The sequence below is a fragment of the Pseudomonas sp. XP1 genome (genome assembly GCF_053557675.1).
The window spans coordinates 59,247-72,902 of record NZ_JBNRIJ010000009.1 but is presented as its reverse complement, the minus strand read 5'-3'; the positions used below and the strand labels follow the sequence as shown (position 1 = coordinate 72,902).

At 64.2% G+C, this 13,656-nt stretch carries 12 protein-coding genes; 4 read left to right on the top strand and 8 right to left on the bottom strand.

Going from position 1 to position 13,656, the window contains the following annotated elements; translation table 11 throughout:
• Positions 1-85: 85 nt before the first annotated feature.
• Positions 86-1,975, bottom strand: coding sequence for a propionyl-CoA synthetase (locus ACK1U9_RS10770; protein ID WP_196173746.1), 1,890 nt, complete (start codon positions 1,973-1,975; stop codon positions 86-88).
• A 181-nt stretch (positions 1,976-2,156) separates the two neighbouring features.
• Here ACK1U9_RS10770 and ACK1U9_RS10765 point away from each other — a divergent pair, with 181 nt between their 5' ends.
• Complete coding sequence (locus ACK1U9_RS10765; protein ID WP_085600220.1) at positions 2,157-3,023, top strand: LysR family transcriptional regulator; 867 nt, start codon at positions 2,157-2,159, stop codon at positions 3,021-3,023.
• On the opposite strand, the gene ACK1U9_RS10760 is transcribed toward ACK1U9_RS10765, so the two are convergent.
• The 5 genes from ACK1U9_RS10760 to ACK1U9_RS10740 form a co-directional block, all read right to left on the bottom strand.
• Positions 2,997-4,151 (bottom strand): HPP family protein, encoded by a 1,155-nt coding sequence (locus ACK1U9_RS10760; RefSeq protein ID WP_046615749.1) that lies wholly within the window; start codon positions 4,149-4,151, stop codon positions 2,997-2,999. The two genes, ACK1U9_RS10765 and ACK1U9_RS10760, sit on opposite strands and share 27 nt — an antisense overlap.
• 262 nt (positions 4,152-4,413) lie before the next feature.
• Positions 4,414-5,733, bottom strand: coding sequence for an ATP-binding protein (locus tag ACK1U9_RS10755; protein WP_046615726.1), 1,320 nt, complete (start codon positions 5,731-5,733; stop codon positions 4,414-4,416).
• The gene (locus ACK1U9_RS10750; protein ID WP_039614066.1) at positions 5,730-6,398 is read right to left on the bottom strand and encodes a response regulator transcription factor; all 669 of its coding nucleotides are present in this window, start codon (positions 6,396-6,398) and stop codon (positions 5,730-5,732) included. The genes ACK1U9_RS10755 and ACK1U9_RS10750 overlap by 4 nt, the downstream gene beginning before the upstream one ends.
• On the bottom strand, positions 6,399-6,713 hold the full coding sequence (locus tag ACK1U9_RS10745) for a PepSY domain-containing protein (RefSeq protein WP_085600216.1): 315 nt from the start codon (positions 6,711-6,713) through the stop codon (positions 6,399-6,401).
• Entirely contained in the window at positions 6,713-7,024 is a 312-nt protein-coding gene (locus ACK1U9_RS10740) for a PepSY domain-containing protein (protein WP_085600213.1), read from the bottom strand. The genes ACK1U9_RS10745 and ACK1U9_RS10740 overlap by 1 nt, the downstream gene beginning before the upstream one ends.
• A 273-nt stretch (positions 7,025-7,297) precedes the next feature.
• Here ACK1U9_RS10740 and ACK1U9_RS10735 point away from each other — a divergent pair, with 273 nt between their 5' ends.
• Positions 7,298-8,377, top strand: coding sequence for a patatin-like phospholipase family protein (locus ACK1U9_RS10735; protein ID WP_153670976.1), 1,080 nt, complete (start codon positions 7,298-7,300; stop codon positions 8,375-8,377).
• A gap of 53 nt (positions 8,378-8,430) precedes the next feature.
• On the top strand, positions 8,431-8,787 hold the full coding sequence (gene queD, locus ACK1U9_RS10730; RefSeq protein WP_025338446.1) for a 6-carboxytetrahydropterin synthase QueD: 357 nt from the start codon (positions 8,431-8,433) through the stop codon (positions 8,785-8,787).
• 38 nt (positions 8,788-8,825) lie between these two features.
• Here the strand turns inward: queD and ACK1U9_RS10725 are convergent, their stop codons facing one another.
• Together ACK1U9_RS10725 and ACK1U9_RS10720 are read right to left on the bottom strand one after the other, a co-directional pair.
• Positions 8,826-10,085, bottom strand: a complete 1,260-nt coding sequence (locus tag ACK1U9_RS10725) for a hypothetical protein (protein ID WP_153670975.1) — start codon at positions 10,083-10,085, stop codon at positions 8,826-8,828.
• Positions 10,086-10,156: 71 nt separating this feature from the next.
• Positions 10,157-10,624, bottom strand: coding sequence for a DUF1289 domain-containing protein (locus ACK1U9_RS10720; protein ID WP_181381621.1), 468 nt, complete (start codon positions 10,622-10,624; stop codon positions 10,157-10,159).
• A gap of 406 nt (positions 10,625-11,030) precedes the next feature.
• Between ACK1U9_RS10720 and acnB the strand changes: the two genes are divergently transcribed.
• The gene (acnB, locus tag ACK1U9_RS10715) at positions 11,031-13,640 is read left to right on the top strand and encodes a bifunctional aconitate hydratase 2/2-methylisocitrate dehydratase (protein WP_108480323.1); all 2,610 of its coding nucleotides are present in this window, start codon (positions 11,031-11,033) and stop codon (positions 13,638-13,640) included.
• Positions 13,641-13,656: the final 16 nt, after the last annotated feature.

Genomic DNA, 13,656 nt, shown 5'->3' with positions numbered 1-13,656 from the left:
CCCACAGGTATTGCACAGTTCTCAAGGCCTGTGATATCCCTGTGGGAGCGGGTTTACCCGCGAAGAGGCCGGCAAAGTCTAAACATCAACCCGCCCTGGGCAAATCCGCCAGCACCGCCTCGATCTCCCCCAGCACCGCAGGGTCATCCAAGGTCGATGGCGGCACATAGTCCTGCCCGTCGGCAATCTTGCGCAGCACCGCCCGCAGAATCTTCCCGGAGCGGGTCTTGGGCAGCCGCTTCACCAACCGCACCCGGTTGAAACACGCCAACGCGCCAATCTCCTCGCGCACGCTACCCACCAGGTCCACCAGCAACTGCGCCTCGGCAATGCCTTCGCCGTCCTTGAGCACCACCAGGGCCAACGGCACCTGCCCCTTGATCTCGTCATGCACACCAATCACCGCGCACTCGGCCACCGCCGGGTGGCGCGCCACCAGGTCCTCCATCTCGCCAGTGGACAGCCGGTGCCCGGACACGTTGATCACGTCATCCGTGCGCCCCATGATGTAGACGAAGCCGTCATCGTCCAGGTAGCCACCATCACCCGTGTGGTAATACCCCGGGTAGGTCCGCAGGTAGGCCTGCAGATAACGCTCATGGTCCCCCCACAGCGTCTGGCTGCACCCGGGCGGCAATGGCAGGGCGATGACGATCGAGCCCTGATGGTTCGGCCCCAGCAAGTGGCCCTCGTCATCCAGCACGCGCACGTGGTAGCCCGGCACCGCACGGTTGCTCGACCCTGGCTTCGCCGCGCTGCCTTCCAGCCCGACGCAGGGCGCGGTGACCGGCCAGCCGGTCTCGGTCTGCCACCAATGGTCGTGCACCGGCTTGCCACTGACCCGTTCCAGCCATTCGTGGGTGCTCGAATCCAGTTTCTCGCCAGCCAGGAACAGCTGGCGCAGCGAGCTCAGGTCGTGCTTGCGGATCAGCTCGCCCTCAGGGTCTTCCTTGCGGATGGCGCGCATGGCCGTAGGGGCGCAGAACAATGCGTTGACCTTGTATTGCTCTACCACCCGCCAGTAGGCCGAGGCGTCCGGGGTGCGAATCGGCTTGCCTTCGTAGAACACTGTGGTACAGCCGCTCATCAGCGGCCCATAGACGATCAGCGAATGGCCGACCACCCAGCCCACGTCGGATATGCCCCACCAAACATCGCCGGCCTGCATGCCGTAGATATGGCGCATGGCGTAGCACAGCGCCACGGCATTGCCGCCGTTTTCCCGCACGATGCCCTTGGGTTTGCCGGTGGTGCCAGAGGTATACATGATGTAAAGCGGGTCGCCCGCATCCAGCTCCACCGGTGCCACCGGCTCGGCTTCGGCCAATGCCGCCTGCCAGTCCAGGTCGCGGCCCGGCTGCAGCTGGGCACGCGCCTGCGGGCGCTGCAGCACCAGCACATTGCGCGGCTGGTGACGGGCCAGTTGCAGGGCACGATCGACCAGCGGCTTGTATTCGATTACCCGCTCGAACTCCAGCCCGCAGGACGCCGTCAGCAGCAGCGTCGGCCGGGCATCGTCGATGCGCAAGGCCAGCTCGTTGGCGGCAAAGCCACCGAACACCACCGAGTGCACTGCGCCAATCCGCGCGCAAGCCAGCATGGCCATGGCCGCCTGCGGCACCATGGGCATGTAGATGATCACGCCATCGCCCTTGTTCACCCCCAACTGGCGCAACAAGCCGGCCAGTCGCGCCACCTCGTCGCGCAGTTGGTGATAGGTGTAGGCCTGCTGCACACCGGTCACCGGCGAGTCGTAAATCAGCGCCAGCTGCTCGCCACGGCCCTGCTCGATCTGGTGATCGAGGGCCAGGTAGCAGCTGTTCAGGCGGCCATCGGAAAACCAGCGGTGGGTGCCGTCGGCATTGTCTTGCAGCGTGAGGGCAGGCTTGCGGTGCCAGGCCAGATGCGCGGCCTGTTCCGCCCAGAACGCGGCAGGGTCGGAAATGGAATGGGCGTAGCTGTGCTGGTAGCTCATATCGAAAGAAACCCCGGTACTTGTTGTTATTGAAGGGCGAAACTTGAGTATGGACCGCTACACCCGCGCCGCCATGGGACTAAAGTCACAACCGACCTGCAAATTTGCAGACAACGCAAAAACGCCCCACAACGGTGCAAAGCCTCTAGAATAGGCAGCCCCTTCAGCCACCGAGCAGCTCATGGACATCGATCAGGCCCGTACCTTTCTGGAAATCGTGCGTTGCGGCAGCCTGGTCGCCGCCGCCGAACGCCTGTTCGTGTCACAGACGGCGATCACCGCAAGGGTGCAGCGCCTGGAACAGCAACTGGGCTGCCAGCTGTTCGTGCGCAGCCGCAACGGCGCCAGCCTGACCAGCGACGGCGAGGCATTCGTCAGTTATGCCAACCAGATGGTGCAAACCTGGGAAGCGGCGCGGCGCGACCTGCCGCTGCCCGAGGGTTGCCAGCAAGTGCTGCACGTGGGCGGTGAGGTGAGCCTGGGCAACCCGATGCTGCTCGACTGGGTCAGTGCCCTGCACCGCGAGCTGCCCAGCCACGCCATCCGCAGCGAGGTGAGCGACGGCGAAGCGCTGCTGCGCAAGGTCGAGATGGGCCTGCTGGATGCCGCGCTGGTCTACCAGCCGACCTACGGTCCAGGCTTGCAGGTGGAGCAGTTGATGGAGGAGAAGCTGATTCGTGTGCGCCGGGTCAACCAGCCGGCCCCGTACATCTATATCGACTGGGGCGAAGCCTTCCGTCGCCAGCACGATGCCGCCCTGCCCGACTGCGCGCGCCCGGCGCTGAGCTTCAACCTGGGCCCGCTGGCCTTGCAGTTCATACTTGACCAGGGCGGCAGCGGCTACTTCCGCACGCGGGTGGTGCAGGCCTATCTGGACAGCGGGGTGTTCGAGCGGGTACCGCAGGCGCCGGAATTCACCTACCCGACTTTCCTGGTGTACCCGCGCAAGCGCGACAGCGAAGCCCTGCAACAGGCCTTCGCCATCCTGCGCCGGCTGGTGGCCGACGGCGCCAGCGACTGGTCACAACGCTGGGACCCGGTTATCTGAAGCCTCGGCCTTGCTGAGCAGCTGGCGCTTGAGGCCGGCGATCAGATCGGTCTGGGTGATCACGCCCACCAACTGGTCGGCATCGAGCACCGGCAGGCAATGCAGGCCCTGTTCGCACAGCAACGGCAGCAAGCGCTCCAACGGGTGCTGGCTGCTGACGCTGATTACCCGGCGGCTCATCACCTGCTCCATGCGCACGGCCTTGCGGCCGAACAAACCGCGCCAACTGAAGCGACCACGCTGCATGGCCGGGCCGACCAGGTCGCTGAGGCTGACTATTCCCACCAGTTTGCCCTGCTGCAGCACCGGCAGAGTTTTCAGGTGGTGGCTGGCCAGCAGTTTCCAGGCCTGCTCCAGAGTGGTATCGGGGGTGGCGAACTGCACGTCGCGGGACATCACCGAGGCTGCGGTGATGCCACCGAGGCTGCGCTGCAGGGCATGTTGCTCGGTGGCCAGGATGATGCGTTCCAGTTCGTCCCGGGTGACGTCGACGAACTCGCCCAGGTCTTCCAGGGCCTGGTCCAGGTCTTCCCCACGGATGCCTACCCGCTCGCTGGGCAGCGGGTCATGGGTGTGGTGCAGGTCCTTGCGCGGCACCGCGCCTTTCGGGTACCGCACGCCGGTAAGGCGGTTGTAGAGGATCGCCACCGCTACCAGAATCAGTGCATTGAGCAGCACCGGCTCCAGCAGGTGATCGCCCATGGCGGTCAGCCCCGGGTCGGCCAGCACCGCGCTCACCGCCACCCCGCCACCTGGCGGGTGCAGGCAGCGCAGCAGGCACATCACCAGGATCGAGATACCGAGGGCGGCAGCGGCCACCCACAACTCCGGGCCGAAGCCCTGGCGCATGGCCAGGCCGACCACACCGGCCAGGGCGTAGCTGCCCAGCACCGGCCAAGGTTGGGCCAACGGACCGGAGTGCACGGCGAACACCAGCACGGCCGAAGCCGCCAGCGGGCCGAGCAGGTGCAAGGCAATGCTGGGGCCATAGGCCATGCTGGTCAGCCAGCCGGCAAGGAACAGGCCGAGCAACGCGCCGATACCGGCACGCAACCATTCTTTGGGGGGAATATTCAGGGGCGCTGGCAACAGCCGCTGCAGACGACTTTCGGAACGCGAGGCAGACATGTAGGTAATCGGAATCTGTAGTTTTTCTGGTTGAAAAGAAAGCCCAGCCAAGGTGGCCTGGGCCTCGTATTGCGGTTGCAATAGCACAAGGGGCTCCGTCCGTGGAGAGATGGAAACCGCAGGGTTTCGTGGGGGAATTTTGCCGGGTGGGGTGGGATTGGGCTAATTCAAAAAAATGCGGCTGTACTGCAATTTTTTTGCAGTGGTGATATGGCCCACGGAGTCATGCTTGCCGGCGATGGGCCGCAAAGCGGCCCCGGTATCACCGAGCCTTGCGCGGCAAGTCGATGCTTACCCGCAAGCCGCCCAGGGGGCTATCCAGCAGCGCCAGGCGCCCGCCCCAGGCCTCGACGATATCGCGCACGATGCCCAACCCCAGCCCGTGCCCGTCGACCTGCTCGTCCAGCCGCGAACCGCGCTCCAGCACCTGTTGCCGCTGGCCTTCGGGGATACCGGGGCCATCATCATCGACCCACACCTGGTAGCCCTCGGCATTCGGCGCAATTCCCAGCCGTACCTCGCTGTCGGCCCACTTGCAGGCGTTGTCCAGCAGGTTGCCGAGCAGTTCCAGGAAGTCCTCCCGGTCCCACGGCAGCAGCAGCCCGGGCGGTACGTCCCTGGCCAGCAGCAGGCCCTCACCATGGATCATGCCCAGCGTCCCCAGCAACCCCGGCAGCTCGAGGTCGCAATCGAACTGCGCGCCAGGCAGCGCATCCCCCGCCAGGCGCGCACGGTTCAGCTCACGCGCCAGGCGTTGCTGAATCTGCTCCAGTTGCTCACGCATCTGCGTGCGAACATCCGGCAGGTCCTTCAGGCGCTCGCTGGAGGCCAGGCTCAGCAACACCGCCAGTGGCGTCTTCAGTGCATGGCCCAGATTGCCCAGGGCATTGCGGGAACGGCGCAGGCTGTCTTCGGTATGGCTCAGCAGGTGGTTGATCTGCCCCACCAGCGGCGCCAGTTCGCTGGGCACTTCGGCATCCAGCTGCGAACGCTGGCCCTGCTGCAACTGGGCGATCTGCTGGCGTGCCCGCTCCAGCGGCCGCAGCGAGCGGGTCACTGTGATGCGCTGCAACACCAGCACCAGGATCAGCGCCACCAGGCCCATGCCCAGGCCGATCTGCTGCAGGCGCCGGAAACCTTCGCGTACCGGTGAATAATCCTGTGCCACGCTGATCGAGATGTCCTGGCCCAGGCGCCGGTAATCGGCACGCAGGGCCAGCAGTTGCTGGCCTTCCGGGCCGAGTTCGTGGCTGTCGGAAAGGCCCGGCGCGGCGGGCTTGGGCATGTCCAGATCCCACAGCGAACGGGAACGCCAGGTGCCTTTATCGAAATCGATGCGGAAGTAATAGCCGGAAAACGGCCGCTGGTAGGCGGCCGAGATACGCCGCTCATCCAGCTGCAGGCCCGAAGGCCCGCGCACCAGGGCCACCAGCAGGTTTTCGCTTTCCTTGCGCAGGCCGTTCTCCAGGTAGCGCTGCAGGCCGACTTCGAACAGCCACAAGGTCAGCTGTGCCAGCACCAGACCGACCACCACCAGCACCGCCACCAGGCCCAGGCTCAGGCGCGCCTGGATCGACTTCACGCGGCGCTCCCGGCGTAGATGTAGCCTTGCCCGCGGCGGGTCTCGATGACGCTGCGGCCCAGCTTGCGTCGCAAATGGTTGACGTGCACTTCCAGCACGTTGGAGTCGCGCTCGGTTTCACCGTCGTAGAGGTGCTCGGCCAGGTGGCTCTTGGACAGGATCTGCTGCGGATGCAGCATGAAGTAGCGCAGCAGCCGGAACTCGGCGGCGGTCAGCTGGATATCCACGCCGTCCCGGCTCACGCACTGCCGGCTTTCGTCCAGGTGCAGGCCGGCCGCTTCCAGCGTCGGCTGGTTGGCCAGGCCACGGGCACGGCGCAACAACGCCTGGATGCGCAACTGCAGCTCTTCGGGGTGGAAGGGTTTGCTCAGATAGTCATCGGCCCCGGCCTTCAGCCCTTCGATACGCTCGGCCCACGAGCCACGGGCAGTAAGGATCAACACCGGCGTGGCCAGGCCGGCAGCACGCCACTGGGCCAGTACTTCCAGGCCAGGCAGGCCCGGCAGCCCAAGGTCCAGGATGATCAAATCGTAGGGTTCGCTCTGGCCCTGGTACACCGCGTCACGGCCGTCGGCCAGCCAGTCAACGGCGTAGCCCTGGCGCTGCAGGCCGGCGGTCAGTTCATCGGCCAGCGGTACATTGTCCTCGACAAGCAACAGGCGCATTCAGTCGTCTTCCTCGTCTTTGAGCAGGGCACCGCTGCTGGCGTCGAGCTTGATCTCGCGCACCACACCTTCAGCCGTCAGCAACTCGACTTCGTATTCGTAGCGATTGTCGTCTTCTTCCAGCTCGGCCTCCAGCAGGCGCGCCCCGGGGTGACGCCCCAGGGCGGTTTCCAGCAGATGCTCGAGCGGCAGGATGATGCCCTTCTGGCGCAGCTCCAGGGCTTCGTCCTGGTCCAGGTCGCGGGCAACGGCCAGGGAACACACGGCCAGCAGGGCCAGCGCGAGGTAGCGCGCCGGCCGCAGTAGGTGGATCATCAGTTGTCCCGCTCGTCCTTCAGCACTTCACCGGTCTTGGCGTCCAGCGCCACATCCCATTCGACGTTCTGCGTGTCGCGCAGCTCGACCTTGTAGATGTAGCGGCCGTACTCGTCTTCAAGCTCCGAGTCGGTGACGGTGGCGCCTGGGTGCTTGGCCACGGCGGCGGCCTTGAGTTCGTCCAGCGACTTGACGGTCTTGGCATTGACCAGTTTGACCACTTCGTCGGGCTGCACATCCTTGGCGATGGCGGAATGGGCGCCCAGGGCAAGGGCGGCGGCTACGGTGAACAGGGCAGTCATGCGTTTCATCGTTCTTCTCTCCTGAGAACTGTGCAAGTTGTCTACGGGGTTAAGATTAACCACCGGTCCTTAATTCAACCTGAAAACAACTGGCGCCATGATAGCGCAGGTCAGGCTACTGTCTCGCCATCACCAAATACTGCGCGCCCCTGTGGGAGCGGCTTCACCCGCGAACACCGGCACAGCCGGTGCCATGCACCGCGCTGGATTCTTCGCGGCTAAAGCCACAGGGTATTCGTATGAAGCCCTATAATGACCCGCCTGCCGCCCAAGAGGTCCGCCATGAGCGCCATTCACATCAAATACCCCGCCCTGACCTTCAAGGCCGGCCAACGTGCCCTGCGGCAGGTCCGCGAGCGCGGCCTGCAGGCAGCCGATGTCGGAGTGCTGCCAGGTGCGGCTGGCGGGCCGAAGCCGCTGGGCATCCAGGGCCTGGACCTGGCGCTGTTCGGTGAGTGGCTACCGTCGGCACCACGCCAACGTGCGCTGATCGGCGCCTCGATCGGCGCCTGGCGCTTCGCCAGTGCCTGCCTCGACGACCCGGTCGCAGGCATCCGTCGTCTGGGCGAACTGTACACCGAGCAGGATTTCGCCAAGGGCGTCACCCCGGCCGAAATCACCCGTAGCTGCCAACACATGCTGGATGACCTGCTGCAAGGCCGCGACGGCCAGCTGCTGGCCAACCCACACTACCGCCTGAACATCCTGGTAGTGAAGAGCCATGGCCAGCTCGCCCACGACCATCGCGGCCGCCTGGGCTTCGGTCTGGGTTCTGTGATCGCCAGCAACTTGCTCGGCCGTTCACGCCTGGCCCGGCATTTCGAGCGCATCATCCTGCATGACGGCCGCGCCACACCGCCGCTCGACGCACTGACCGACTTCCCCTCACGCTGCCTGCCGCTGGACCTGACCAACCTGCGCCATGCCCTGCTCGCCTCGGGCTCCATCCCCATGATCATGGAGGGTGTGAAAGACATCCCCGGCGCAGGTGCAGGTACCTACCGCGACGGCGGCTTGCTCGACTACCACCTCGACCTGCCCTACCGTGGCGACGACCTGGTGCTGTACCCGCACTTCACCGACAAGGTCGTACCCGGCTGGTTCGACAAAGCCCTGCCCTGGCGCAAGGGCGATGCCACCCGCCTGCAGAACGTGCTGCTGATGACACCCTCGCCGCAGTACCTGGCGGCGCTGCCCTACGGCAAGCTGCCCGACCGCAACGACTTCAAGCGTTTCATGGGCGATGCGCCTGGCCGCAAGCGCTACTGGTACAAGGCCATTGCCGAGAGCCAGCGGCTGGGCGACGAGTTGCTGGAGCTGATTGCCACCGGGCGGTTGCATGAACGCCTGCAAGCCTTGTAGCGGCCATGCTGGTAGACTGCGCGCATTCTTGATTCACATAGAGTTATGACAGCGTGGAAATCTTCAAGGAATTCACATTCGAATCGGCCCATCGCCTGCCTCACGTCCCTGCCGGGCACAAATGTGGTCGCTTGCACGGCCACTCGTTCAAGGTCGGCCTGCACCTGACCGGCCCGCTCGACCCGCACACCGGCTGGATCCGGGACTTCGCCGAGATCAAGGCGATCTTCAAGCCGATCTACGAGCAACTGGACCATAACTACCTGAACGACATTCCTGGCCTGGAAAACCCCACCAGCGAAGTGATCGCCAAGTGGATCTGGGATCAGGTCAAACCGCTGCTGCCGGAACTGTCGAAGGTCCGCATCCACGAGACCTGCACCAGTGGCTGCGAGTACAGCGGTGACTGAACCCTGGCAAGGGCGCTGTATCAGCGCCCTTGCGCCCCCTAGAACCTGGCTGAGGTTTCCACTACCTGCACAGTCAGGGATCCTTCTTCACCCAGCGCCTCCGTCCCCAGCCTGCGTTCGGCACGATCTGCCAGCTTCACGACACGGCCACTGCTGTGCCGGAGCTTCACGTTGGCCACTGTTGCCCCCACTTGCAAGGCCGCCGGGTCCAACCCGTCCAGATGCCAGAGAAAATCCGCCTCTGCACGATTCGCCTGCCAACGCTGCGCCAGGTTCATGGTCCAGCCCTTCTGTTTGCGAAGGGTGAAGTTCAAGCGCCGACCACGCTTGTCGAGCGGCCAGACTTCGTACGCATACACCCCGTTACTGAGGTAGGCAGCAAACCAGAAACGCTCGCATGCCGGTCGGGTTTCACCCTCGCGCCAACGCATACCCAAAGCATCGGCCTGCTCCACACTCAACCTTGCCCGTGGGTTCCACTCCGAGCCTTCGTCAAAACGAGCTGCCACCAAGCCCTGCAGGCCGTCAGTGGAGCCGGTAGGCCCGGCTGGTGTTTCGTCGGCCCGCCAGTACAGGCTGGCGATGAAACTGTGCTCTGCCTTGAACACATGACTGCTGCCTGCGCGCTGCAGGCCCGAGCCCCAGGCGACCTCACGCGCTTCATGGGCGTAGTCCAGCACTTCCAGGGCCATCAGGCCCGGCTGGCCGGACAACGTGTTTATAAGCCACGCCCCCCGGTTGGCCAAGCGTCTGGCCCGTTGCCCGGCGGCGTTGACCAGAACGACATTGCATAACCGCGCCCCGCGCTTGATATCCTCGTGGTTCATACCCGACAGGCTCCAAAGGTGCTGCGGGTCGGTCAGACGCTGGCGCCCGGCCGCCGCCTCGGTCTGGTCCTTGACGCCTGCATAGCCTGACAGCGCGCCCGGGTTACCGTGGACAATCCGGTTCAGCGGTTTCCAGTTCCGGTCATAAGGCCGTATTTCATAGCGCAGCGTCGCACCGGTTCGGTCTGTACCGCTGATATAGGCACCGAACCAGAACAGCTCGCCATAGACATGACCGGGCTTGGTATAGCTCCAAGTCTGCAGTCGCAATTGCCCTGTGCCTTCGGGCTCGGCCCGCAGGTACCTGTACCAGTGATCGTTGTGAAGCGCGGCCCCGCCGTAATGCAGCCACATGGGAGCGAGCTTGGCGATCGAAGCGTCCCACTGATCGGCGCGCAGGACGTCATCGCTCAGCTGCCACCAGCAGCGAGCCAGAAAGGAAAATTCCGGATGGTAGACATAGTCACTCATGGGCGCTTCCTGTACATGGAAAACGCCGGACACTACGCGAGCAATGCCGCCCGAAATCAGCGGGAAACAGCCTACTCCAAAGCCTGTTGCAGGAACGCCGGGGCGATGTAGCGCTGGTAATGCGCCTCGGACAGCAGGAAGAACTCGCGGTCGATGGCGTCGCGCAACTGCGGCAGCTCCCAGTCGCGGAATTCCGGCAACAGCACCATGCCATAGGCCTCCAGGTCACGGATCATCCGCGCTCCGCGGGCAATCAGCTGGTACGCCCAGCAGTATTCCGACTGCTGCTCGACAAAGCGGATGGAACGCTGATCCAGTTGCTGGCGCAGCAGGCCTTTGTCGAACACCTCCAGCTTGGCCATCATCACCTGCACCAGCAGCTGCTCAAGGCGCAGCCACACGGCGCGCTTCTGCGCATCGTCGTAGCCGTTCCAGTTGATCACTTCGTGGTGGAACCGCTTGCAGCCACGGCAAACCGTGTCCCCGTACACCGTGGAGCACAGGCCGACACAAGGGGTCTTGATGGACTTGTTGGACATGAAAAACAACAGCTTGGCGGTGGAACACGGTCCCATGTTAGCCCTTTGTCTAACCAGGGTCACTCGTTAAAGTCATCTTCGCCGCCTTACCTTCGGGCTTTTTTTGCCGTAGAATCATCCGGCCTTTTCAAAGGCAACAATGTCCGTTGGAAGCTGTTTTCAAAGCGTCACGAGCACAGTTCATCCGGTAGAACGGCGTTGGCCCGGGCCATGCATCCCTCGCATGCCCGTGCCAGCCCTCATCAGCTCCCCGTTCTGCTGGCGTAAAACTTTGAAAGCAGCTTCTGTAAGGATTCTTTGCGACTCTGGCTGGGCGGCCCACAAAGCCGTGGCAGCGCATGGGTGCATTGAATGCTGGATGAGCGTCCCGGACCCCCTTTAGGGACCACTGATGAGGGAAATAACTGTGCTTGAAGCCTACCGCAAACACATCGAAGAGCGTGCCGCCCTGGGTATCGTGCCCCAGCCGCTGAACGCCGAACAAACTGCAGGCCTGGTCGAGCTGCTGAAAAACCCGCCGGCCGGCGAAGAAGCCTTCCTCGTAGACCTGATCACCAACCGCGTACCGCCAGGGGTCGACGAAGCCGCCTACGTCAAGGCCGCTTTCCTCTCCGCCGTCGCCAAGGGCGAAGCCAAGTCGCCACTGATCGACCGCAAGCACGCCACCGAACTGCTGGGCACCATGCAGGGCGGCTACAACATCGAAACGCTGGTCGCACTGCTGGATGACGCCGAACTGGGCGCCGTCGCGGCCGAACAGCTCAAGCACACCCTGCTGATGTTCGATGCCTTCCACGACGTGGCCGAAAAAGCCAAGGCCGGCAACGTTCACGCCAAGGCCGTGCTGGAATCCTGGGCTGCCGGCGAGTGGTTCACCTCACGTCCGGCCATCGCCGACAAGTACACCCTGACCGTGTTCAAGGTGCCTGGCGAAACCAACACCGACGACCTGTCCCCTGCTCCGGACGCCTGGTCGCGCCCTGACATCCCGCTGCATGCCCTGGCCATGCTGAAGATGGCCCGCGACGGCATCGAGCCGCAGCAGCCTGGCTCGGTCGGCCCGCTGGCCCAGATCGAAGCCGTCAAGGCCAAAGGCTTCCCGGTTGCCTACGTCGGTGACGTGGTCGGTACCGGTTCCTCGCGCAAATCCGCCACCAACTCGGTGCTGTGGTTCTTCGGCGACGACATCCCGTACGTGCCGAACAAGCGCGCCGGTGGCTTCTGCTTCGGCACCAAGATCGCCCCGATCTTCTACAACACCATGGAAGACGCCGGCGCCCTGCCGATCGAATTCGACTGCACCAACCTGGCCATGGGCGACGTCATCGACGTTTACCCGTTCAAGGGCGAAGTACGCCGTCACGGTAGCGACGAACTGGTCACCAACTTCGAGCTGAAAACCGAAGTGCTGCTGGATGAAGTCCGCGCTGGCGGCCGTATCCCGCTGATCGTCGGCCGCGGCCTGACCGAAAAAGCCCGTGCCGAACTGGGCCTGGGTGCTTCCGACCTGTTCAAGAAGCCGGAGCAGCCTGCCGATTCGGGCAAGGGCTTCACCCTGGCACAGAAAATGGTCGGCCGTGCCTGCGGCCTGCCAGAAGGCCAGGGCGTGCGCCCAGGCGCCTACTGCGAGCCGAAGATGACCACCGTCGGTTCCCAGGACACCACTGGCCCGATGACCCGCGACGAGCTGAAAGACCTGGCGTGCCTGGGCTTCTCCGCTGACCTGGTGATGCAGTCGTTCTGCCACACCGCGGCCTATCCGAAGCCGATCGACGTCACCACCCACCACACCCTGCCAGACTTCATCCGCACCCGTGGCGGCGTGTCGCTGCGCCCTGGCGACGGCATCATCCACAGCTGGCTGAACCGCATGCTGATGCCTGACACCGTGGGTACCGGTGGCGACTCGCACACCCGCTTCCCGATCGGCATCTCGTTCCCGGCAGGTTCCGGCCTGGTGGCCTTCGCCGCCGCCACCGGCGTCATGCCGCTGGACATGCCAGAATCCGTGCTGGTGCGCTTCAAGGGCAAACTGCAGCCAGGCATCACCCTGCGTGACCTGGTCCACGCCATCCCTTACTACGCCATCCAGAAGGGCCTGCTGACCGTCGAGAAGAAGGGCAAGAAGAACATCTTCTCCGGCCGCATCCTCGAGATCGAAGGCCTGAACGAGCTGACCGTCGAGCAAGCCTTCGAGCTGTCCGACGCCTCGGCCGAGCGTTCCGCTGCCGGTTGCACCATCAAGCTGCCAGAGAAGGCCATCGCCGAGTACCTGCAGTCCAACATCACCCTGCTGCGCTGGATGATCGGCGAAGGCTACGGCGATGCCCGCACCCTGGAGCGCCGCGCCCAGGCCATGGAAGCCTGGCTGGCCAAGCCTGAGCTGCTGTCGGCCGACGCCGATGCCGAATACGCCGAAATCATCGAAATCGACCTGGCCGAGGTGAAAGAGCCTGTGCTCTGCGCGCCGAACGACCCGGACGATGCCCGCCTGCTGTCTTCGGTACAGGGCGAGAAGATCGACGAAGTGTTCATCGGTTCGTGCATGACCAACATCGGCCACTTCCGTGCTGCCGGCAAGCTGCTGGACAAGGTCAAGGGCGGCATCCCGACCCGTCTGTGGCTGGCTCCGCCAACCAAGATGGACGCTCACCAGCTGACCGAAGAAGGCTACTACGGCATCTACGGCAAGGCTGGCGCGCGCATGGAAATGCCAGGCTGCTCGCTGTGCATGGGTAACCAGGCACGTGTGCAGACCGGTTCGACCGTGGTCTCCACCTCGACCCGTAACTTCCCGAACCGTCTGGGCGACGCCACCAACGTGTACCTGGCATCGGCCGAGCTGGCTGCTGTCGCTTCGATCATCGGCAAGCTGCCGACCGTCGAAGAGTACATGCAGTACGCGAAGGACATCGACAGCATGGCTGCCGACGTTTACCGCTACCTGAGCTTCGACCAGATCGCCGAGTTCCGCGAAGCGGCAGCCAACGCCAAGATCCCGGTGGTTCAGGCGTAAGCTGAGTTGTAGGATG

Bases quoted from the DNA above. Each gene is read 5' to 3' on its own strand.
- ACK1U9_RS10770 (WP_196173746.1), bottom strand. From the start codon at position 1,975: ATGAGCTACCAGCACAGCTACGCCCATTCCATTTCCGACCCTGCCGCG.
- ACK1U9_RS10765 (WP_085600220.1), top strand. From the start codon at position 2,157: ATGGACATCGATCAGGCCCGTACCTTTCTGGAAATCGTGCGTTGCGGC.
- ACK1U9_RS10760 (WP_046615749.1), bottom strand. From the start codon at position 4,151: ATGTCTGCCTCGCGTTCCGAAAGTCGTCTGCAGCGGCTGTTGCCAGCG.
- ACK1U9_RS10750 (WP_039614066.1), bottom strand. From the start codon at position 6,398: ATGCGCCTGTTGCTTGTCGAGGACAATGTACCGCTGGCCGATGAACTG.
- ACK1U9_RS10745 (WP_085600216.1), bottom strand. From the start codon at position 6,713: ATGATCCACCTACTGCGGCCGGCGCGCTACCTCGCGCTGGCCCTGCTG.
- ACK1U9_RS10740 (WP_085600213.1), bottom strand. From the start codon at position 7,024: ATGAAACGCATGACTGCCCTGTTCACCGTAGCCGCCGCCCTTGCCCTG.
- ACK1U9_RS10735 (WP_153670976.1), top strand. From the start codon at position 7,298: ATGAGCGCCATTCACATCAAATACCCCGCCCTGACCTTCAAGGCCGGC.
- ACK1U9_RS10725 (WP_153670975.1), bottom strand. From the start codon at position 10,085: ATGAGTGACTATGTCTACCATCCGGAATTTTCCTTTCTGGCTCGCTGC.
- ACK1U9_RS10720 (WP_181381621.1), bottom strand. From the start codon at position 10,624: ATGTCCAACAAGTCCATCAAGACCCCTTGTGTCGGCCTGTGCTCCACG.